Source organism: Porphyromonas pogonae, assembly GCF_036320655.1.
GTDB lineage: Bacteria > Bacteroidota > Bacteroidia > Bacteroidales > Porphyromonadaceae > Porphyromonas > Porphyromonas pogonae.
Genome location: NZ_CP143258.1, coordinates 1465027 through 1487330, shown reverse-complemented (window position 1 = coordinate 1487330; position 22304 = coordinate 1465027). Strand labels below are relative to the sequence as shown.

General features: G+C 41.5%; 18 protein-coding genes and 1 riboswitch. Of the genes, 2 read left to right on the top strand and 16 right to left on the bottom strand.

The window, feature by feature from the left end:
- Positions 1-75 precede the first annotated feature (75 nt).
- The 3 genes from VYJ22_RS05695 to VYJ22_RS05685 form a co-directional block, all read right to left on the bottom strand.
- Positions 76-1038, bottom strand: coding sequence for a sirohydrochlorin cobaltochelatase (locus tag VYJ22_RS05695; protein WP_329902936.1), 963 nt, complete (start codon positions 1036-1038; stop codon positions 76-78).
- 38 nt (positions 1039-1076) lie between these two features.
- Positions 1077-3137 carry a TonB-dependent receptor plug domain-containing protein gene (locus VYJ22_RS05690; protein ID WP_329902935.1) on the bottom strand — a complete coding sequence of 687 codons (2061 nt, stop codon included), beginning with the start codon at positions 3135-3137 and terminating at the stop codon, positions 1077-1079.
- Positions 3138-3239: 102 nt separating this feature from the next.
- A riboswitch (cobalamin riboswitch) is annotated at positions 3240-3427 on the bottom strand.
- A gap of 211 nt (positions 3428-3638) precedes the next feature.
- Positions 3639-3974 (bottom strand): transcriptional regulator, encoded by a 336-nt coding sequence (locus VYJ22_RS05685; RefSeq protein WP_329902934.1) that lies wholly within the window; start codon positions 3972-3974, stop codon positions 3639-3641.
- Positions 3975-4132: 158 nt separating this feature from the next.
- On the opposite strand from VYJ22_RS05685, the gene VYJ22_RS05680 reads away from it, so the two are divergent.
- Together VYJ22_RS05680 and VYJ22_RS05675 are read left to right on the top strand one after the other, a co-directional pair.
- Entirely contained in the window at positions 4133-5665 is a 1533-nt protein-coding gene (locus VYJ22_RS05680) for a helicase HerA-like domain-containing protein (RefSeq protein ID WP_329902933.1), read from the top strand.
- A gap of 291 nt (positions 5666-5956) precedes the next feature.
- Positions 5957-6418: an HU family DNA-binding protein gene (locus tag VYJ22_RS05675; protein WP_329902932.1), complete on the top strand. Its 462-nt coding sequence runs from the start codon at positions 5957-5959 to the stop codon at positions 6416-6418.
- 131 nt (positions 6419-6549) lie between these two features.
- Here the strand turns inward: VYJ22_RS05675 and VYJ22_RS05670 are convergent, their stop codons facing one another.
- The 13 genes from VYJ22_RS05670 to VYJ22_RS05610 form a co-directional block, all read right to left on the bottom strand.
- Positions 6550-8625, bottom strand: coding sequence for a family 20 glycosylhydrolase (locus tag VYJ22_RS05670; RefSeq protein ID WP_329902931.1), 2076 nt, complete (start codon positions 8623-8625; stop codon positions 6550-6552).
- A gap of 301 nt (positions 8626-8926) precedes the next feature.
- Positions 8927-10270, bottom strand: a complete 1344-nt coding sequence (sufD, locus tag VYJ22_RS05665; protein WP_329902930.1) for a Fe-S cluster assembly protein SufD — start codon at positions 10268-10270, stop codon at positions 8927-8929.
- Positions 10271-10273: 3 nt separating this feature from the next.
- Entirely contained in the window at positions 10274-11026 is a 753-nt protein-coding gene (gene sufC, locus VYJ22_RS05660) for a Fe-S cluster assembly ATPase SufC (RefSeq protein WP_329902929.1), read from the bottom strand.
- Between the two features lie 39 nt (positions 11027-11065).
- Positions 11066-12511, bottom strand: coding sequence for a Fe-S cluster assembly protein SufB (gene sufB, locus VYJ22_RS05655; protein ID WP_329902928.1), 1446 nt, complete (start codon positions 12509-12511; stop codon positions 11066-11068).
- A gap of 73 nt (positions 12512-12584) precedes the next feature.
- Complete coding sequence (locus VYJ22_RS05650) at positions 12585-13139, bottom strand: CvpA family protein (protein ID WP_329902927.1); 555 nt, start codon at positions 13137-13139, stop codon at positions 12585-12587.
- Between the two features lie 97 nt (positions 13140-13236).
- Positions 13237-16416, bottom strand: a complete 3180-nt coding sequence (infB, locus tag VYJ22_RS05645) for a translation initiation factor IF-2 (protein WP_329902926.1) — start codon at positions 16414-16416, stop codon at positions 13237-13239.
- Positions 16417-16482: 66 nt separating this feature from the next.
- Positions 16483-17838 carry a transcription termination factor NusA gene (gene nusA, locus VYJ22_RS05640; RefSeq protein WP_329902925.1) on the bottom strand — a complete coding sequence of 452 codons (1356 nt, stop codon included), beginning with the start codon at positions 17836-17838 and terminating at the stop codon, positions 16483-16485.
- 15 nt (positions 17839-17853) lie between these two features.
- Complete coding sequence (gene rimP, locus VYJ22_RS05635) at positions 17854-18324, bottom strand: ribosome assembly cofactor RimP (protein WP_329902924.1); 471 nt, start codon at positions 18322-18324, stop codon at positions 17854-17856.
- A 169-nt stretch (positions 18325-18493) separates the two neighbouring features.
- Positions 18494-18697 (bottom strand): winged helix-turn-helix domain-containing protein, encoded by a 204-nt coding sequence (locus VYJ22_RS05630; protein ID WP_329902923.1) that lies wholly within the window; start codon positions 18695-18697, stop codon positions 18494-18496.
- Between the two features lie 59 nt (positions 18698-18756).
- Positions 18757-19449, bottom strand: a complete 693-nt coding sequence (locus VYJ22_RS05625; RefSeq protein ID WP_329902922.1) for a B3/B4 domain-containing protein — start codon at positions 19447-19449, stop codon at positions 18757-18759.
- A 42-nt stretch (positions 19450-19491) separates the two neighbouring features.
- Positions 19492-20691: a GTPase ObgE gene (obgE, locus tag VYJ22_RS05620; RefSeq protein WP_329902921.1), complete on the bottom strand. Its 1200-nt coding sequence runs from the start codon at positions 20689-20691 to the stop codon at positions 19492-19494.
- A 197-nt stretch (positions 20692-20888) separates the two neighbouring features.
- Positions 20889-21458, bottom strand: a complete 570-nt coding sequence (locus VYJ22_RS05615; protein ID WP_329902919.1) for an adenylate kinase — start codon at positions 21456-21458, stop codon at positions 20889-20891.
- Between the two features lie 57 nt (positions 21459-21515).
- The gene (locus VYJ22_RS05610; protein WP_329902918.1) at positions 21516-22055 is read right to left on the bottom strand and encodes a phosphoribosyltransferase; all 540 of its coding nucleotides are present in this window, start codon (positions 22053-22055) and stop codon (positions 21516-21518) included.
- Between the last annotated feature and the right edge of the window lie 249 nt (positions 22056-22304).

Below are 22304 nucleotides of genomic sequence, written 5' to 3'. Positions count from 1 at the left end.
AATTTGCTGTATATCAGAAAATAAACACGATTTTAAGGGGCGACTAAATAATCTAAAATTTAGTCCGGGCCGACCTTATTCTATTTCCTCGGCCTCGTGAGTATGTTTGATCCAAACTTTTAGGACCTCTGGGTAATCGCCTAATCCTTTGATGTAAATATTATCCTTATCAACAGAAAAACCGGCTTTCTTAAGAATTACTTTCCAACTTTGATCTTCAGGTTTCTCTTTCGGATCCTCATCACCGGCCATGTCGTTGTTGGCATGATCACCGGCTATTGACATCAGTGGTACAAGATTGACGTGTGTACCAGCTTTTACAGAACTTTTTATTTCGTCAACTAAATAATCGATGAGCATCTCACCATAATCTACCGTGGCCACAAAGTAATTTTTGTTGTACTTACTTTTTAGTTCCTTTTCAATCTCCCGATAACGAACATTCCCAAAGTCATACCTTACATCAGGATTGCCATGTCCCATGAAAGCAACAGCCTCTCCTTTATGTACCAAGCTTTTGTATATATCATTCAAGGCTTTTGCCACAACAGGGATATCAACATCTTTATCCCACAATAAAGGATGACCAGCATAAACCTTTACATTAGGAAATTGATTCATAAAATCCTTGATATAAAAATCACGAAGTTTACCAAATTCCTCACCGGGTATCACGTGCAATGATTGTACTTTGACTTCTTTGTATCCTGCTTCACCTATGGCTTTGAGCCAAAGGTCAGGAGTGGCAAAATATTCATGAGTTTTAGCCCCCCAGCGCGTAATACATTTCGTTGATGTCATAGAGAAATAGATATCATAGTCGGGAAATTCTTTTTTATAGGCATCTCGAATATTCTGATATGTTTTGTGAGGGCCTTCCCAAGTACTGCCAAATGTAGCCAAAAGAATAGCTTTTTCATGCTGCTTTACGACCTTTACAGGTTGTCTGTCTTCCTTTTTGTCATCATCTTTACTACATGACGACAAGAAAAAAAGGCTTGAAATAACAGTTAATGTAATGATCCAAATCTTTTTCATAAATAATAAATACTATAAGTTAATAATGTGAATGTTTGTCAATGTCTGAATTCATATTTGAGAGAGAGGTAGTATGTTCTTCCGGGTGTTTTGGTACCGTAGTTATATCCATAAGGTCTGGTATCTTTGAAATCAAAGATATTATCTACCCCCACATTAAGTTCAAGTTTATTCTGGGTTGATAATTTAAATGCATGTCCCGTATTGAGCCTCCATAAGTTGTATCCGGGAGCATCACCATATGACTTATAAAATCTTTTGCTCTGGATACGTCCGAAAATCGACGCTTTTATCGTATATGTTTTAGTGATATCCTTGTTCCATGTAGCTCTTAAGGTAGCATGATGAAAGGCACTTCCATCAATCCTGATATGTTCTATTTTATTATCAGCATTCAGTAGATTTCCTGAAGCGTCATTATAGCTGTATCCACCGCCAATACTAAAATACTTCAAAAAATTATAATCCACATTGATCTCCAGTCCTGAACTATGGGCATTTTCAAGGTTTTTGTACATCATAGTTCTGTCTATTTCGTTGACATGATCATAAGCTTCTGTTGGGATTTCCACCAAAGCTATCATTTGGCGAATCTTATTGTAAAATAAATTTAGTGACATTGTAAAATCTCCTTGCTTATAGTCGATTGCTGTAGATAAATAGTCTGAGAGTTGAGGTTTCAGATTTTTATCACCAAGATACAGAACGAGTTTAGACATCATTGTCTTTTCATACCGATAATACAGTTCCTTCAAAGTAGGAGTCTTGAACCCTGAGGCATAAGTGGCTCTCCAGTTTAGTCCCGGCATTACTTTGTACAACAACGAAACTTTGGGGCTAAATCTGAAACCGAAATGCTCATGCTCTATAACTCTGAATCCGTAAGTGACATTGAAGCCCTTGGTAACATTCCACTCGTCTTGTGTAAATAATGCAAATGAATATGTATCTTGTATCTTGTCGCCTTGCAACCTATGAGGAGCTTTGAGAAAATCCTGATTATACTCTACGCCTGTGGTGATTTGATGATTATGTATGTTGAATACGCCTTTTAGATTTGCGATCATAGACTGTTGCAAAGTTTGGCGTTCATGGTCTCCCGCATAAAAAACGGGATGATAAATACTTCCCTGACTATCAACATATTCCTCATGAGTCTGTGCTTTATATTTATGTAAATATTCATCCCAATTGTAATTGACATCAAAAAGCAAATAATTTTTCCTTCCTAACTCATATCTTCCCCCCATATTATAGCTTTGACTTACATAAGCCATATTGAATGTACTATACTGAGGATTTCCCATGGGGCGGTATATATCCTTTTTATAAAATTGGGCTTCGAGATGCAAATTCAGGTTTTCATTGGCAATAAATCCTATTCTCTGACTGATACTCCAATCCAGGAATTTATTGGCAGTCTTGGTTACACTATTATCATAAACTACATTTCTGTAAAGCTCTTTGTCTGTATTTTTCCAACCATCAGAGCGCTTTAGCGTAAATGAAGTCTCACTACTCCACCTCTTCGAGTTTAAAACAATCTTATCAAATTGGCGTAAATCATTGTATGAGCCGTAACGCGTCGTATTCTCTAATTTAAAAGGGTGTGTAACACGCTTGGTTATGATATTGATCACACCGGCTATAGCATCAGATCCATAAAGTGAAGATGCCGCCCCCTTTACAATCTCAATACGCTCAATGGAAGAAGGACTGATTTTATTAAGATCTACTTGTCCTCCCATAGTTTGCGGCAACCTACGCCCATTGAGCAGAATGAGTACATAACCACTACTCAAACCATTCATCTGTAGCCCCGCACCCATATCTGTCTGATTAAAATCAAATGAAGGAGATATAGCCGAAAGGATTTCTTCCAGACTTTTCCCCTGATAAGAATTCAATGTTCGGGAAGATATTACCTCTGTTTGTACGGGAGCATTATGTATCTTGTGCAGTGTGCCCGTTCCCGTAACAACGACAGAGTCCAGATGATAATTCTCCTTAACAATGGTATCTTTTACAGACGTTTGACCACAAAGATGCCATGGCAATAGAAATAACGATAACCACAATGGCAATGATTTCTTGCTCATCAGATGTTGTAATAAATGTTAGAGGTAAGAAAGTCGAGTGTACAAAATCTATGGTAAGTTTAAGCGCACCTACTTCATTACCTGTGAAGTGTAAGTGATATATCTAATAACAGAATATAAGCAGGTCTTCTGGCTCTCTTCCGATAACATCGACCTTCCCTTCTTCCTGTGGAGAAAGTGGCCAATAGTAAAAAGACGTTATCGTTTATAAAGATCACAGCTGCAGGTACAGCTCCGGTTTTACACCGGATTCCCTTGAGTCACGCCACACCTTTGGGATGTGAACGGTGATTACTTTATTCTTTCACAAAGGTATCAATTATATACTTAATTCAGCAATATGTCCATTCTTTTTGAGAAGTTTGGTCAGTCATTTTACGCACTACAGCACGTCATTTCCAGTGATAGTAATATCGCCCAATAGGCAAGAGAGCAATATACAAGATGGGGTAATGAAAAGGATACAGGATGCCAAAGTCACATAGCCTTCAAAGCTTTACTCTAAGGTGTGCGTACCTTGTGCTCCATTTCAAAAGGTATCACCATAGAGAGCTCCATGAATCCCATATACACGCCGTCTTCATACCACGGGATTTGATAGATGAGCTTCTTCTTACCGTTTTTCTCTATGGTATAAACATGCTTGGTTTCATTTTGCATCATCGACTCCAGCATGGCTTTCGAGGCGCCGTGATGGCAATCCAGTACATTGGAGCCCGTAAGAGATACTCCGTCTTTTTCGTTTACTTCACGTGATTGGCGGTTCATCTCGATAATGGTGCCGTGATTGTCAACCACGGTGACTGCAATGTCAGCTTCTTCAAAGTATTTAAGCATAATCGTATTGGTTGTGCAAGGTTATTAACTCGTCACAAAGGTAAGATTATAAAGAATTACATAACTATCTGATGCAGTTATTAATCATCTTTTTTGCTTCATTAAATCAAAAGGCGTACTTTTAAGCAAATAATAACCACAATTAAGCCGCCATATCTATGTTTGATAATACACAAAGAGCTTTTATAGCTATCAATAAAGACCATGAAATATGTCTTCTTCCCCAAATGGCAAATAGGCACGGACTCATTACGGGTGCTACCGGTACGGGCAAGACGGTAACACTGCAAACCCTTGCGGAGACGTTCAGCGAGATGGGAGTGCCCGTGTTTGCCGCCGATATGAAAGGTGATCTCTCCGGAGTATCTATCATGGGAGGGGACAAGGACAGTGTGCACAGGAGGGTGCAGGAGTATAAACTCGAGGCCAAGGGGTTTGATTACAAGCCTCATCCCGTCATGTTTTGGGATGTCTTCGGCAATGCGGGGCACCCCATACGCACCACTGTGACGGAGATGGGGCCTTTGCTGCTCGAAAGACTACTGATGCTCAACGACACTCAGTCGGCAGTACTCTCCATTGTGTTTAAAATTGCCGACGACCATGACCTCTTGCTCATCGATCTGAAAGATCTGAGCAAGATGCTGGAGTATGTGGGAGCCAATCGCAATGACTTTAGTAACAAATACGGCAACCTCTCGCCGGCCAGCATAGGAGCTATACAACGCAACGTGCTTAGGCTCGAAAACGAAGGCGGAGACAAATTTTTCGGCGAACCGGGACTTAATATCGAGGACTTTATACAGACCGATCAGGGCAAAGGTGTCATCAACATCCTGGCGGCAGACAAGCTCATGCAATCGCCTAGGCTCTACACCACATTCCTCTTATGGATGCTGGATGCTCTATATAACACCCTGCCGGAAGTGGGCGATATGGATAAGCCCAAGCTCGTATTCTTCTTCGACGAAGCCCACATGCTTTTCAACGACATGCCCAAAGTATTATTAGAGAAGGTAGAACAGATCATCAGGCTCATACGCTCCAAAGGAGTAGGAGTATATTTTGTAACCCAAAATCCCGGCGACATACCTGAAAACATCCTGGGGCAGCTGGCAAGTCGCATCCAACATGCCCTGAGAGCCTACACTCCCAACGATGCCAAGGCAGTCAAAGTAGCGGCCAATACCTTCCGCCCCAACCCTTCGTTCAAGACAGAAGAAGCAATTACCGAATTGGCTACAGGCGAAGCACTCATATCGTTGCTCGATGAAAAGGGCGCCCCCGGCATCGTAGAGCGGGCTTTTATACTCCCACCCGAAGGTCGGATAGGAGCCATCGCCCCGGAGCAGCGGCAGAGGATCATCAAGCAATCAGCCGTGTATGGCATCTATGAAAAGGCAGTTGACCGCGAGTCGGCATACGAGATACTCTCGGGCAAAAGCCGTGAAGCCGAAGCACGCAAGGCCGCTGCCGAACAGGAAAAAGAATGCGCCCGCCAAGAAAAAGAGCTGGAGAAGCAAAGGCGTGAAGCTGAAAAAGCCGACAAAGCTCGTAAGTCGCAAGAAGGCGGTTTCATCGAAGACCTGATCAAACAAGTAGGCAAATCAGCCACAAGACAAATCAGCAACGAACTGGGGCGCAATATCACCCGCACAATATTCGGAGCTATTTTCGGCAAGAAAAAGTAGCGAACCAAAGGACTCTCAAAGGTCGATTTAAAGCAAATCTTAACAACCTTTGAACCACATGCCGACAGCTCGCTGAAAATATGTCGACAGTTTCGGCTGAATATGTCGACAGTTTCGGCGAAATATGTCGACAGTTTTGGCTGAATATGTCGACAGTTTCGGCAGGATATGTCGACAGTTTTCTCCCCCTCACACAACAGCCCACGAAATCAGAGATTGCAGAGGCTAACTCCTCCGGCCTTTGCATCTCCCTAAAAAACTCATCGGAGGAGTTACTTAACCATATAAACCATGGCAAATAAACCATTGGCCTACACGCTCAATGAGCGCAAAGGCACCCTCGGCAAATATGCCGGCAAGATCGTAATCCAAGCACGCCCCACGGGCAGACAACGCATTGACCATCGCAACTTCTGTGAGGAAGTGGCTCGAGCCACCACATTTACAGGAGCCGAAGTGGAAGCCGTGTTGCGCTTGGCAGCCGAAATAGCCAAAAAACACGTGGAAAACGGCGACATTGTAGACTTCGGAGACCTCGGCACACTCAGCCCCAGCTTCCAGAGCAAACTGGTGGAGAAGGGCAAAGAAGAGTTCATCGTGAACAAACACATCACCAAACCCAAAGTACTGCTCCGCCCCAATGCCCGTTACTTTAGGCTCGAAGGGGTGAGCTATGAGCGCATCGAGATGAAGCCCAAGAAGCCTGCCAAGCCGAACCCAGGCTCCGACACACCGGGTAATTCAGGATTGTAAGAGCCTAAATGATAGAGACGGAGTAGAAAACAGGCTCTTGCATCCGGAGCACTATATAAGCTCCGGGAGCAAGAAATGTCTCTACTTCGTCTCCATCCGATCAGCATCGCCACAAGCATACACAGAGCTCATCACCATGCCCCACCCGAGCCAAAGTACTGCGCCAGCCGTACATTCATTGCCAATTCGTACAGAAACAGCCAATCATCATTATTACTCAATGCCGCCAAATGCTTTTTCTCATTCATGTCCAACTTATATTCGCGAGGGTTGGACATATATCTCGTTTCCCCATACACAGTCTCAAGATGTTGTCTCATATCAGGAAAATGCACCCGTACCAACCGCTCCACTTCCTCCCGCGCAGCAGACGAAGGCGACGCATCATAACGCTCCAATGCCACAAGAAGCAGTGCAGGGTACTCAAAAAGACGATTCGTAGCCTCCAGCACTTTCACGGTGTATTGCCCCCGACGAGCATCACGACGCAAGCCCGCACTCAGCTCCTTGACCCGTGCACAGCGCTTGAGCTGCTCATGAGCAGCCGTCAGCAGGCTGTCATGTGAACGAGACCACACCCCCGGGCGGATGCTATCGGGCAGATCGATCAAAGAGAACTTACCCACTCCCCAAGCAGGATTCCTATGCCCATTTTTAACCAATGCTCCATCGAAGAACGCAGCAGACTTCTCCAACAATCGGATCATCTCCCAATCAGATGCCGAGGTACCGGGGCCAAACTCACGCTGAGCATAAGCTTTTTGAAATTCATCTAACGAACGTTTACCCGACCAGCCGTACTCGGCCTGTCCGATCCATCCGCGCCACACCGTTTCCCAATGCGGCGAACCATCGTCCCACGCCGTAGCGAGGATACCTTCAAGCTTGTTGTCGGAGATAAGCCGGCTGAATGATTTTATTTCAGGTAAGCGCCCATTGTCACGAGGCATAAAGGGCGAATCGCCCGCCGAAGCCGCCGTAGCTCCCATCACCCTCAAGCCATTGTGGGCATACCAATCAAGGATTTTGCAATTTCCGGGATCACCTGCATCAGTATATCTCCACCTCATATAAATAGCGTCACGGGGAAATAACTTCAAAGAAGCATCCAAATCAGCCCTTCGCCACAACGAATCAACCTGATCCGGGGTATTGGAATCTTCCAAAAGCCTTCCCAACCCCATGTGTTTCCATGGCATATCATCCCAAAAGATGGGCACCTTACCCTGTGAAGTAACGAAGTTACATACCTTATTAAACCACATCATCTGAAGTTCAAAAGGAGATAATCCTAACTGTTTGCAACGGTAATCCTTGCCCACATCGCCCACTTCATCACCTCCGATATGGATAAATCGAGTATACGGAAAAGCATCTATGGCATCGCGGTACAGGTCAAACTGAAGTTCATAAGTCTTAGGTTCGGCAGGACAAAAGACAAAGTCACTCTCTGGATCTTCACGCAATTCAGGATGATGCTTCAGTATATGCGCTGCATGCCCGAGACCTTGTATGAGAGGCGTGATCTCGACATGACGGTCATGGGCGTATTTGCATAATCTTTTCATCTCTTCTATAGAGATATTTTTAGGCGCAGCTATCTCCGGGCGCCTGCGAAAGCCAAGCTTATCCTCCACTTCCCAGATGATGGCATTGATCTTATACTGAGCAAGACGATCAATACACTTATAATAATAGTCGGGCATAGAAAGATGATGCTTCACATCGAACTGAACGGCACGATAGGCTATGGAGGGATAATCGACGATATTTGCATAAGGAATCATCAGATTCTTATCCTTGGCATCCTGCATGAGCTGACTCAATGTAAGGCATCCGTAGAAAAGACCGGCAGGCGTTTTGGCCTCAATAAATATGCCTTGCGGTTTGATTTTCAAGATATAGCTCTCAGGAGACGAAGGTATTTCAGAGGAATTACTCATCGAGAGCTTTACTTTAAGCCCTTTCTCCTGTGATTTACGGGATGACAATGACTGAAGATCTCCGTAAAGTATAGGCAAAGAATCGATGTCAGAATCATCAATACCCTTGATCTGTCGGACATATATACCACCGTGACCCATCAATTCCACCTTTTGAGGATGAGGTAATATCTCAAATCCGTATTTATCAAGCTGAGCAAACATACTGCTCTGAACACAGAAGGAAATCAACAGAAAGGCAAGTGTAAAAATATTAGATCTCATAGACGATTGTTTTATATGATAAGCAAAGGAAACATTTTACTCTTTTATAGTAAGCTCATTAAGTATGAGCTTGATATATTTTCTAATAGTTCTGTCATGAATAAGCGGGCTTAAAGATCGATAAAAATGTCGGACCAAACAACAGTTATACCTCTTTCAGCAGGCATTGTCCCCTAATTGATGATACTGTATGCCCCTAACCAATGATGTGCATACAACAGGAAAGAGGTAAGCTCTTTTTACAGAACTTACCTCTTTTATCTCATATCAAAGAGATCATAAATCTACTCTGACCTATCTTTCAGGAGCAACTGCCGCAATCGCTGCAATGCTTGCTCTGATCACCCCTGAAACGCGAGTCTATAATCTCACGAAGTCTATCTTGCAAAACTTCGGGCTCTACCAACTGCACCACATCTTCCATAAAAGCAACGCTGAGCATCATCTTAGCTTCATCCGCAGGAATACCTCTGGAACGAAGATAAAACAAGGCATCTTCATCCAACTGCCCCGTAGTCATACCATGCGAACACTTGACATCATCGGCGTAAATTTCTAATTGCGGCTTGGATTGCATTTTAGCTTTATCTGACAAAAGCAAGTTTCTATTATTCTGATATGCTTCGGTTTTCTGAGCGTCCTGAGCCACTAATATGCGCCCCGAGAATACACCGTAAGAGTCATCAGAAAGCACATATTTGAATAACTCATTAGTGTGGCAATTGGGCTTATTATGTTCTATACGGCTATAATTGTCGATATGCTGCGAGCCTGTGCCTATGGCCATGCCTCCAAGAGTAAGGTCAGCATATTCGCCCTCCAATTTGCAGTAGTAGTTATTTCGTGTAAAACCATTATTCATAGTCATACCATTGATAACAATATTACTTTTCTCCTGCTGTAACAAGTGCGTTGAAGTCACTCGCTTAGACGACACACTGCTCTCCTCCAAGTCTGTCATCTCAAACCGACAGCCTTTACCCGCAAATATCTCCACGACTTCCACCGAAGCCAAAGGTATTGAGTCAAGAGTATGATTGCATATCAAAAGACTGGCAGATGAGTTATCTTCCATAATGATGAGAAGACGGCGCACAGCCAACAACTCCACATCGGAACGAAGGAGTTGAACAAGCTGGATAGGATGCTCAATGGTACAATCTTTGGGCACATAGACTACTAAGCCGTCTTGGGCAAACATCGTATTCAACGCCACTATGCCGTCATGATCAGGCTTAGCTATACGAGCATAGTACTTTTCAGCCACTTCGGGCATAGCTTGCGCAAAGGTGTAGAGGCTTCCCACAAAAACGCCGAACGGCAAACGCCCCGGAGAGCTTAATTCTGCTTGATAAGTATCATTGACCACACAAAAGAAATGCTCACAACCGGGTAGATTGCATTGGAACCCTTTGATATTTTTTACAGGAAAAGCAAGACGTCCGATATTGATCCCCCAGTCTTTTTCAAAGAGTTGAGCCAGATCAGTACGCTGATAATCTTCCGATTTATATCGAGGTAATCCATATTCTTTAAGGTATTCCAATGCCTTATCCCTATAAATATTGAGTAATGTGGGGGCATCGGATAGAACGTCTCTCTGGCTATTGTACAGCTCTATATATTGATCTTCCATTTTAGCCATAGCTTACTCCCCCACTTCTTCTTTGATCCAGTCATAACCTTTTTCTTCGAGGATAAGAGCAAGTTCAGGGCCACCACTACGTACAATACGTCCTTTGTACAAAACATGTACATAATCAGGTTTGATATAATCAAGCAGACGTTGGTAATGGGTGATAACAATGGCTGAGTTTTCAGGGCTTCTAAGTTCGTTTACACCTTTGGCTACAACTCGCAATGCATCAATATCGAGACCACTATCCGTTTCATCCAGGATAGCTAACTTGGGCTCCAACATTGCCATTTGGAATATCTCATTGCGTTTCTTTTCTCCACCCGAAAAGCCTTCGTTAACAGATCGACTCGCAAGCTTGTTGTCAAGCTCCACTATAGCGCGCTTGTCTCTCATGAGTTTAAGGAAGTCACTTGCCGAAACAGGTGCTTGCCCGGTAGCTTTGCGATGTTCATTGACTGCTGCTCGCATAAAATTAACCATACTCACTCCGGGGATCTCCACCGGATATTGAAAGCTAAGGAAGATACCCAAATGCGCACGCTCTTCAGGAGCCAACTCCAATAAATCTTTACCTAAGAAGGTAACAGAGCCTTGGGTAACGGTGAAATTAGGATGCCCTACAAGAACAGAAGACAAAGTACTTTTGCCCGAACCGTTAGGTCCCATAATGGCATGTACTTCACCCGGCTTAATCGAAAGATTGATCCCTCTTAATATTTCTTTTTCTCCTATCGAAGCATGGAGATTATTTATTTCTAACATAATTATGATTGACTTTATCTTTTACTACAATACAAAACTTTAGCCGACAGAGCCCTCCAGAGAAATGCTCAGCAGTTTCTGCGCTTCTACGGCAAATTCCATAGGTAACTTATTCATTACCTCTTTGGCATAGCCGTTTACAATGAGACCTACAGCTTCCTCTGTACCGATACCTCGCTGATTACAATAAAAAACCTGATCTTCACTAATCTTTGAAGTGGTAGCCTCATGCTCTATAATGGCTGTATCATTGTCGACTTGTGCATAGGGAAACGTATGAGCTCCGCACTGGCTACCCATAAGAAGGCTATCGCACTGCGAGTGATTGCGAGCATTCTCAGCATTCTTGCCGATTTGTACCAATCCTCTATAGCTGTTTTGACTCTTACCGGCCGATATCCCTTTGGATACAATACGGCTACGGGTATTCTTTCCTATATGGATCATCTTTGTACCTGTATCTGCTTGTTGATAATTATTTGTTACTGCTACAGAATAAAATTCTGCTACAGAATTATCCCCCCTGAGAATACAACTCGGATATTTCCAGGTGATAGCAGATCCTGTCTCAACTTGTGTCCAAGAGATTTTAGAATTGTCACCTCTACAAATACCGCGCTTAGTTACAAAGTTATAAATACCTCCTTTACCGTTTTTGTCTCCCGGATACCAATTCTGTACAGTAGAATATTTTACTTCAGCATTAGTTTCGGCTATAATCTCTACAATAGCAGCATGGAGCTGGTTTTCGTCACGCTGAGGAGCAGTACAACCTTCGAGATAACTCACATATGCGTCTTCATCAGCTACGATAAGGGTGCGTTCAAACTGCCCTGTATTCATAGCATTGATACGAAAGTAGGTAGATAATTCCATGGGACAACGTACTCCCTTGGGAATGTATACAAATGATCCGTCACTAAAAACAGCTGAGTTGAGGGCTGCAAAGAAATTATCTTTGTATGGTACCACAGTACCCATATATTTACGTACAAGATCAGGAAAGTCTTTTACAGCCTCACTGAAAGAGCAAAAAATAATTCCTTTTTCCGCAAGTTTTTCTTTGAAAGTAGTTTTTACGGATACGCTATCCATAACCGCATCTACCGCCATACCGCTTAAGATTTTCTGCTCTTCGAGAGGAATACCCAATTTATCAAAAGTCTTGAGTAATTCCGGATCTACTTCATCCAGACTTTTAGGACCTTCTTTTTTCTTGGGAGCTGCATAATAGATGATATCCTGATAATCAATCTCAGGGATAGTGAGCTGTGCCCACTGTGGTTGTTTCAATGTAAGCCAGTGGCGATAGGCTTCTAATCTAAAATCCAAAAGCCACTGGGGCTCTTGCTTCTTTGATGAAATGAGACGAACAATATCCTCTGATAATCCTTTGGCAATAGTTTCCGTCTCTACATCCGTGGTAAAGCCGTATTTATATTCGCTTCGGGTTACTTCGTCTATAATATTATCATTGTCTTGCATGATTAACTAATCTAAATCTTAAAAATAAGTATACTTTGTGAACAAAATTTATTAAAAAAGGTTGATACAACCTTCATAATTCATCCCTTGTACTAGGAGCAAAAGCGCCTGTTCCATTTTCTTGATGGTCTTTTTTACCTGCAACACGTTCAATATCCTTGACCAAGTGTTGTATTTTATAGTAGAATTTTGATTCTACACGAGAGTCTGTCTTGGCTGGCTGAGCATCATATGCAGAAGATCTTGCCGGCACGATTTTATCAAAACCCAAAGAGATATAGCCTATGACCAAAACAGTAATAATAAAGCCGCATAGACCACCAACTAAATGATTGATAAAACCCAGAAAACCTAATTTGGGTATTTGGATAAGAAAGTATCCTATAATTGTCCCAATAATCACAAAAAAGACAAAGGACAAAAGGATGCTAAAGGGTTTGACCATAGAACCTGTTACATTAAAAACAGGTAATATATTTGTTTCCACCCACGGCTGGAGCCTCCAACTTTCACGCAAGGCTATAATGAAAATAGCAATTCCCAGTATTTGCTTGACTGCACCTTTGAGAAAACCCTTGACTGTAAACCAACCTATAATAATGATAAGTACTAAATCTAACCAATTCATAATATAAAAATAGCGCTTAAGGCATGTATTTCATCTTATAAAAAGATATTGAAACATACCTTAAGCGCAAATTTGCAACTAAATTATAATGACGTTTTTACACGTTGAGAGTTTTCTTAACCTCGATTTCATCATATGCTTCGATGATATCCCCCTCCATAATATCGTTATAACCTTCGATATTCAGACCACACTCAAGCCCCATAGGAACTTCCTTAGCATCATCCTTAAATCTCTTGAGAGAACCAAGTTCTCCTGAATATTTCACAATACCATCCCTTATGAGACGGATCTTGTTGGTACGTTTGACCTTACCTTCAATAACCATACATCCTGCAATAGTACCGACTTTGGATACTTTGAAAACTTGTCGTACTTCAATATTTGCAGTAACCTGTTCTTTGATTTCAGGAGAAAGCATACCTTCCATAGCTGATTTCACATCTTCTATGGTATCATAGATAATACTGTATGTCCTGATCTCTACTCCCTCACGCTCAGCTTGGCGACGTGCAGCTTGGCTGGGTCTTACTTGGAAACCAACTATAATAGCAGAAGAAGCTGCTGCTAAAACAACATCAGACTCTGATATCTGTCCTACTCCCTTGTGGATAACATTGACCTGAATCTCTTCGGTAGACAGTCTGATCAAAGAGTCAGACAAGGCTTCTACAGAACCATCCACGTCACCTTTGATAATAATATTAAGTTCTTGGAAATTACCAAGTGCTCTACGGCGAGCCAATTCCTCAAGAGTAAGCCCTTTTTTGGTTCTATTATCTTGTTCACGTTGGAGTTGCTCTCTTTTATTGGCAATATTACGAGCCTCTTGCTCAGAATCAAGAACGTTGAAGTTATCTCCCGATGTGGGTGCACCATCCAAGCCTAGGATAAGAACCGGCTCACTTGGCCCGGCACTATCGATTCTTTGGTTTCTCTCATTAAACATAGCCTTTATCTTACCATGGTGAGTACCAGCAAGAACAATATCTCCCATACGAAGTGTTCCATTCTGGACAAGAACTGTAGATGTATATCCACGCCCTTTGTCAAGAGAAGACTCTATCACAGAACCCACAGCCTTCTTGGAAGGATTGGCCTTAAGATCCAGCATTTCTGCTTCCAATAACACTTTTTCCAGAAGCTCTTCAATGTGAAGCCCCTGCTTGGCTGATATCTCTTGACACTGGTACTTACCGCCCCAATCTTCAACAAGATAATTCATGTTAGCAAGTTGCTCTTTGATTTTGTCGGTATTGGCTCCGGGTTTATCAATCTTATTAATAGCAAAGACAATAGGAACACCTGCCGCTGCAGCATGATTGATAGCTTCTTTGGTTTGAGGCATCACATCATCATCGGCAGCAACTATAATGATAGCAATATCTGTAACCTTAGCCCCGCGAGCACGCATGGCTGTAAATGCTTCGTGACCGGGAGTATCAAGGAAGGTAATTCTTTTTCCGTTGGTCAAAGTAAGATTATAAGCTCCGATATGCTGGGTGATACCTCCTGCCTCACCGGCAATAACGTTGGTGTTTCTAATTCTATCCAGCAACGATGTCTTACCATGATCGACGTGTCCCATGACTGTTACGATAGGAGGACGAGGTACCAAATCCTCTTCAGTATCGATCTCATCTTCCTGTCCGATACTTTCTACTACATCAGCACTTACAAATTCGGTCTTGTATCCAAACTCATCCGCTACAATATTGATCGTTTCAGCATCAAGTCTCATATTGATAGAAACCATAACACCGAGATTCATACAAGTAGCGATAACCTGATTTACCGGCACATCCATAAGATTGGCCAAATCACTCACAGTTACAAATTCTGTAAGCTTGATAGTTTTGCTATCAATAGCTGTCTGATCCAAGGCGTCCTGAGCAGCAGAACGAGCAGCTTCACGTTTGTCCTTACGGTATTTGGCGCCCTTACCGGTCATTGTTTTCTTACTGGTAAGTCTTGCCAATGTTTCTTTTACCTGCTTTTGTACATCTTCTTCCGTTACAACAGGCTTTGGGGCGGGGCGTCTATTATTATTTCTGCGATTCTTATTAGCAGCATTCTGGTTGGTATGAGAAGGATGCTGAGCTCCACCTCCCGAGTTATTATTGGCTCCTCCCGCATTACCACCTGCGTTGTTGTTACGAGGCTTATTTTTCTGTGCATTGCGACTATTCTCAGCAGCTTTTGCTGCTTCCGATTTTATATCGACTGCATTTTTATTGATGCGTTTGCGTTTCTTGCGAGCTTCGCCTTCTGCATTTTTCTCTTTATTCCTCTCTTCTTTAGTCTTCTTCTTAGGACGTGTAGAATCATTGATACTACTTAGGTCAATCTTGCCTACAACTTTGACAGATGGCTCCGGTTTTGATGAACTGATGCGAAAAATCTCAGGCTCTTTTGTCGCTCCTCCTTGGTCAGATGGACTAGTCTTTACTGTTACTTTGGGTTTATCCGACCTCTCTTGATTCGTTGGTTTACTATCGGGCTTCTCATTAGTGGCCTGATGTGAATGGTTTTTCATATGACCCTGCTTACTCTGATCTGAATATTTCTTAGATTTTAAATCTTTATTTTCCAAATTGTTTTTCGGCTCTTGAACCGTTTTATTAGGGATAGATTCTGCGTGAACAGATTTATTTTGAATAGGAGTAGAAGATTTCTTCTCTTCCTTGACAGTCTCTTTTTTCTGAACTTCCTTCAGAGGTTCTTTGGGTGAGGCCTCTATGTTTTTGGATGTATCAGCTCCGGTTTGTTTTACCTCTTGAACCTTTTCAGCCTGCTTTTGCAAAGGTTTAGCTTCTAAAGCATCAGATTTCTCTACAATAGGCTTATTACTATCAGTTTTTACAGCCTCATTTTGCTTTAAATCCTTCTGATCATTCAAATGACCTTTGATATTAATTTTAGGTTTTAGATCTTCAGGCACCACTGTAGCAATTTCTTGTACTTTAGATCCAACAGGGGCTGTATTGCCAGTTTTATCACTTGATACAGAATGAGTATTATTTTGATTATTATCCACAGTAGAATGAGGGGAAGCACTGCTGTCATCTCTCAAAAACTTCTTGCAAATTCTCTCTTTTTCAGTTTTTGATAAGTTTTTTCCAAACTCCTGAAGCAGCAGATCAAATTCACTTCTGCCGATACGAACATTAGGATTTCCGGTCTCAACTTCGAATCCTTTTTTTTGCAAAGATTCCGTAAGTGATGCTACTCCTACATTCAATTCTTTTGCTAAACTAAACAACTTTATTTTTGACATAACTGCTTCTTCCCTTCCTCCACGTTTAAATTATCAATATATTACTCATTTTTCATCCCTACTATCTTAAGGTTTTTCAATCTCTTCATCTTCTACAGCCTCCGCGGCACCTTCTTCAGGAATTTCATGATTAGAGTTTTCTTCACTATCATCAGTAGACTCTTCATCCATATCGCTAAACTCTGCTTTGAGAATATCTAATACATTATCAATAGTAGACTCTTCCAAGTCAGTTGTTTTGATCAACTCTTCACGAGTTTTACGCAAAACAGATTTAGCTGTAGTACAACCAATATTCTTGAGAACATCAATTACCCATGCATCGATTTCATCCGAGAATTCATCTAAGTAAATATCTTCCTCTCCTTGGTTTTCGACATCACGGAATACTTCTATTCTGTAACCGGTGAGCAATGAAGCCAATTTTAAGTTTGAAGCATTCTTGCCTATAGCTAATGGCACTTCATCAGGACGCAAATAAACCTCTGCTCTCTGCTCATCTTCAATCAAAGAGATAGCGGAAACTTTGGCCGGGCTCAACGCTCTCTGTATAAACAATATCGGATTGGATGTATAGGTGGTAACATCAATATTCTCGCCTTTGAGCTCTCTTACAATACCTCTGATACGTGAACCGTTCATGCCGACACAAGCTCCCACAGGATCAATACGGTCGTCATAAGACTCAACAGCAATCTTAGCTCTTTCTCCAGGTACACGAGCCACAGCTCTTACTGTAATAAGTCCATCGGCTATTTCCGGCACATTGAGCTCCAATAGTCTTTTCAAAAAATCTCCGCTAGTGCGAGACAAAATAACTTTAGGGTTATTATTTTCGTTCTCGACGCGCTCAATAACAGCATGAACAGTTTCACCTTTTCTGAAAAAATCCCCGGGGATCTGTTCGTTCTTGGGCATAAGCAACTCATTACCTTCATCGTCAATAAGCAATGCTTCACGCTTCCAGACTTGGTATACCTCGGCAGAAACAAGCTCTCCCACTTTTTGTGAAAATACATTATAGAAATTACTCTTTTGCAATTCAAGTATTTTACTTGACAAAGCTTGTCTTAAATTCAATACAGCTCTACGGCCAAAAGCAGCAAAGTTCACCGAATCAGTAACCTCATCACCAACTTCAGCTTCAGGGTCAATCACATGGGATTCTGTAAGACCGACTTCTTTACTGGCATCACTCACTGCTCCGTCTTCAACAACAACGCGAGTACGCCAGATCTCAAAGTCACCTTTCTCAGGATTGATAATTACGTCAAAATTCTCGTCAGAACCGAACATCTTCGCCAATACATTGCGGAAAGAGTCTTCCAAGACGTGAATCATTGTCTCTTTATCAATACTCTTAAGCTCTTTAAATTCAGCTAACGAATCAATTAAGCTGACAGTTTCTTCCTTTTTGGCCATAAATTATTATAATTCTTAAATCTTTATTACTCGTTTTGCTTGAAGTATCTCTGACATCGGAATCTCAATCAACGCTTCAACTTTTCGTTTTCTCTTCTCTCCTTCAGGCTTTACCATACGCTCTACATGCAATGTTATTTTATCATCATCTGCAGACTTGAGTATTCCTTTTTCTTTGACTCCACCTTTTCTCAATACCTCAATCTCACCATCAATATTCTTGGTATACTGGCGAAGGACTTTGAACGGTGAGGTCAAACCACAAGAGCCGACTTCCAATTCGAAGTCTTCCACTTCACGCTCCAACTTGGACTCAATATATTTACTTAGTGCTACACAGTCGTCAATAAAAACACCTTTTTCATTATCAACTTCGACCACAATCCTATTGCCGGGATGGACTACTACATCCACTGGGAACAAATCCACTCCATGAGTTTGTATAAACTCATCGACAAGGGTCTTTATTAATGCCTGTTGTACCATAAAGGATTACATATTAAAAAAGTCTGAATTCAAAATCATAAAAAAAGAATGGAGAAAGCCGTCTATCGCCTCCTCCACACACCTTTCGGATAACAAAGATAAGTAATTATATGTTTTATGCAAAATATTACTTATCTAATTTAACCAAGTAATGTTTAAATTGAAAAAATTAATAAATAACGGATATTTTCAAGTCATCTCCATCATCCTCAAAATTCAATTTCCCCTCTTTTGCCAGCCAGCCTAAAGCCGCATAGAGGTCCTTATCCAACCTGATTTTGGTCACTTTCTTGAGTTGTTTTACGTCCATCTTCCCAAAATCGTTCAGTGCTCTCCACACACATCCTGCATTTTCTCCAATTTTCTGAACCATTGTTGCTTCGTTTTTTTAATATAAATCTTTATTCGCTTTTAAGGCGTTTTGTGTCATAGTTATAACACTGGAGATTCAATATTTGTTTCAAACGCAACAACATCAAAGTATTTTGGCAACATAAGTTTAACCTCGGCAAGAGCATCTGCCAAGAGGTCTCTATCAGTTGAAAAAGACTGAGAACCAAAATCATTTATGAACATCAAAACCTTTGAAGTATATTGCTGAATCTTAGTACGCTCATGATCACTGGTAGGAGTAGCAAAAGGACCATGCTCATCACAATATACCGGTAGTCCCGCTATATTCATTATACCTCGACCTATACCTTCAAACACATCATTATCTATGCCCACCCTGAATAAAATAGGCATTTGTATGGTCTCGAAATCGAACAATCCTACAGAAAAACCTGTGGATAGCGAAATAAGATTCCCAAAATCGACCAGGGGACTTACGCGATACAACCCCAAATCATTCAACAAACGCCTGCCCAACTGCTCAGCAGCTGGTCTATAACGATTGGGGTCCTTACCGAATGCTTTATATGCCAGACGTGTGGCTTTAATAGCCGGACGTTCTTTTAGATCTGATACATTATACCTTTTCATTCCGATACCGCAGTCATCAAAATCGTTGTAAAGTAAGTCCGTATCCTTGGTTCCTTGAATATCAAAACGTATTACCCCCACTCTAAAACCGGCACAAAGGGTTAAGACCTGAGGGTCAAAAGTTATATTAGGTACAGTCATCACAGAATCTTTTGGGGTAATTAAGAACAATAGATTAGTAAGCTATTTCTTGCCCTCATCATCTGTTTCAGGATATATAGAGTCTTCTCCTTCTTCTTCCAACTCAAATTCAAAATCTTCATCTGCCTCATCCCATTCATCATCGTCTTGTTCATCAGACTTCGGTATAAAATCATCCTCATCATCCCACTGAAGAGATGTTATATCCATTGGTTTATGCACTATACGCTGGGCTTCATGCTTTGTTTCACGATTGAGCTCTTGCCATAATGTATCTTTAAGCTTGTCAAGTCCCATGTGTGCAACTGAAGAGATAAAAACAATAGGTAATCCCTCAGGCAACTCAGCTTTGAGCATCTCTTGCAGCTCTTCATCAATGAGGTCACACTTAGTTATAGCCAATACCTTGCGCTTACCTACAAGATCTTCATTGTACTTGACCAACTCACTGAGCAACAACTCGTATTCTTCACGAATATGCTGTGTATCCGCCGGTATCATAAAGAGGAGTAAAGCATTGCGCTCAATATGTCTAAGAAATCTCAATCCCAAACCTTTACCCTCTGAAGCTCCTTCTATAATGCCCGGAATATCAGCCATTACGAAAGACTTATTATCCCGATATGATACAATACCCAAATTGGGTTCGAGTGTAGTAAAAGGATAATTGGCAATCTTAGGCTTTGCCGCTGTAATAACAGACAACAATGTAGATTTACCCGCATTGGGCAAACCGACAAGACCTACATCAGCAAGCATTTTGAGTTGAAGTATAATTGTACGTTCGCGCGCAGGTTCACCCGGCTGAGCATATCTCGGAGCCTGATTAGTTGATGTTTTGAAGTGAGTATTGCCTTTTCCGCCCTTACCCCCACGCAACAACATTACCTGCTGTTCATGCTCAGTAAGATCACAGATAAACTCCCCGGTCTCTGCATCATATACTACAGTGCCCGTTGGCACTTCTATGACCCTGTCTTCTCCATCACCACCGGTGCTTCTTTTGGCACTTCCTGACTTTCCTGCGGTCGCTAGAATATGTCTGTCATATTTGAGATGCAGCAAAGTCCAGTAATTTCTGTTTGCACGCAGGTATATATGCCCTCCTCGGCCACCATCACCTCCATCGGGACCTCCTTTGGGTATATATTTCTCTCTCCTAAAATGAGAAGATCCTCTACCGCCCTTTCCCGAACGACAATATATTTTTACATAATCAACAAAATTTGACTCTGCTGCCATATTATTTACTTTTATATTGTGAAAATCACTTAAATTACTAAACCTTTGTCCCTTCCTATAATAACACACTCATGCGTGCATATAAAGAGAAACAAAGGCTCTGATACTCGATAGTGGAATGATCAATGCGATCACAATCTCAAAAACAGCGAAAAGTTCGCTATTCCTTTCTGCATCATTACAAAAGAAGCAAGTTATTAAAGTTTATCGATAACTTCACTTATGCGATGTGAGATGTCCTCAATAGACCCTGTACCTAAAATAGCATTATGAGTCCCTTTTGAGGCATAATATTCTGCTATTGGAGCTGTTTGTGCATGATAAACATGAAGTCTCTTTTGTATTGTTTCCAAATTATCATCACTACGTCCACTTTCCAAACCTCTCTTCAAAAGCCTATCGATCAGTTCTTCCTCCGGAACTTGCAAGTCTATTACAGCATGCACACGTGTATCATGCTTGGCAAGTAACTCGCCCAAGGCTTCAGCCTGAGCCACTGTTCTAGGAAAGCCATCAAGAATAAGGCCTTTTTGAGGTTTCTTTTCCTCAAGCACCTTTTCTATCATATCAATAATCAAAGAGTCCGGAACCAACTGCCCATTGTCAATATATTGCTTGGCGGTCTTTCCCAGCTCGCTTTCTGCTTTCATTTCGGCGCGAAGTAAATCTCCCGTCGATACATGGTCAAAGCCATATTTACTTATCAACTCTTCACTTTGTGTGCCTTTGCCCGAACCGGGAGCACCGAAAATAATCAAATTCAACATTTCTCTTCTCTTGAAATTAATTAGTAAGATTTATCAAAAAACACCAGCTTTACACAATCACTCTTGCTTCAGCTGATAAATATCTTTGTACATTCGTCCAAAGCCATCATAGTCCAATCCATGCCCTACAATGAATTTGTTTTCTATTTCCAACGCAATATAATCCGTCTTTACGTCACATAACAAAGCCTCAGGCTTGATCAACATTGCTGCAATATAGACTTCTTTAGCACCAAGATTCAGGAATCTATCTTTGACACACTGCATAGTATAACCCGTGTCAATAAGATCTTCAAGCACTACAACTGTGCGCCCTTCAAGTGACTGTGTTACGGGCATAATTTCTTTCAATTGCATTGTACTTGATGTTCCCTCATAACTGGAGTAACGAGCAAAAGCCACCTCGTAACTCTCATCAATAGCCAACATCAACTCTGCCGCAAACATAAAGGATCCGTTCATAATACACACGAACAAAGGATCTTTACCCTTGAAATCAGCCTTTATTTTTACAGCCATCTCATTGATGGCTTGTTGGATAACCTCATGCTTAAGGTATAGCTCAAAAGTATAGTCTTTTACTTTAACCTGCTCCATATTTTAGATGATTATCCCGCAAAGGTAACTCTAATCCATGAAATAACAATTAGCCGGCTAAGTATTACCGCACAGAAAATATCTCCCCTGATATATAAAAACTAATACAAATAGCCCTACCAAATGCATATTGAAACAATTTTGTAATTTCAAATCACACTTAATCTCGCATCGAGCAAAGAAAGATATTACAGATGTGTATAATAATTTATAAGATGAGACATATAATAACAGTCACTCAATCTTTCC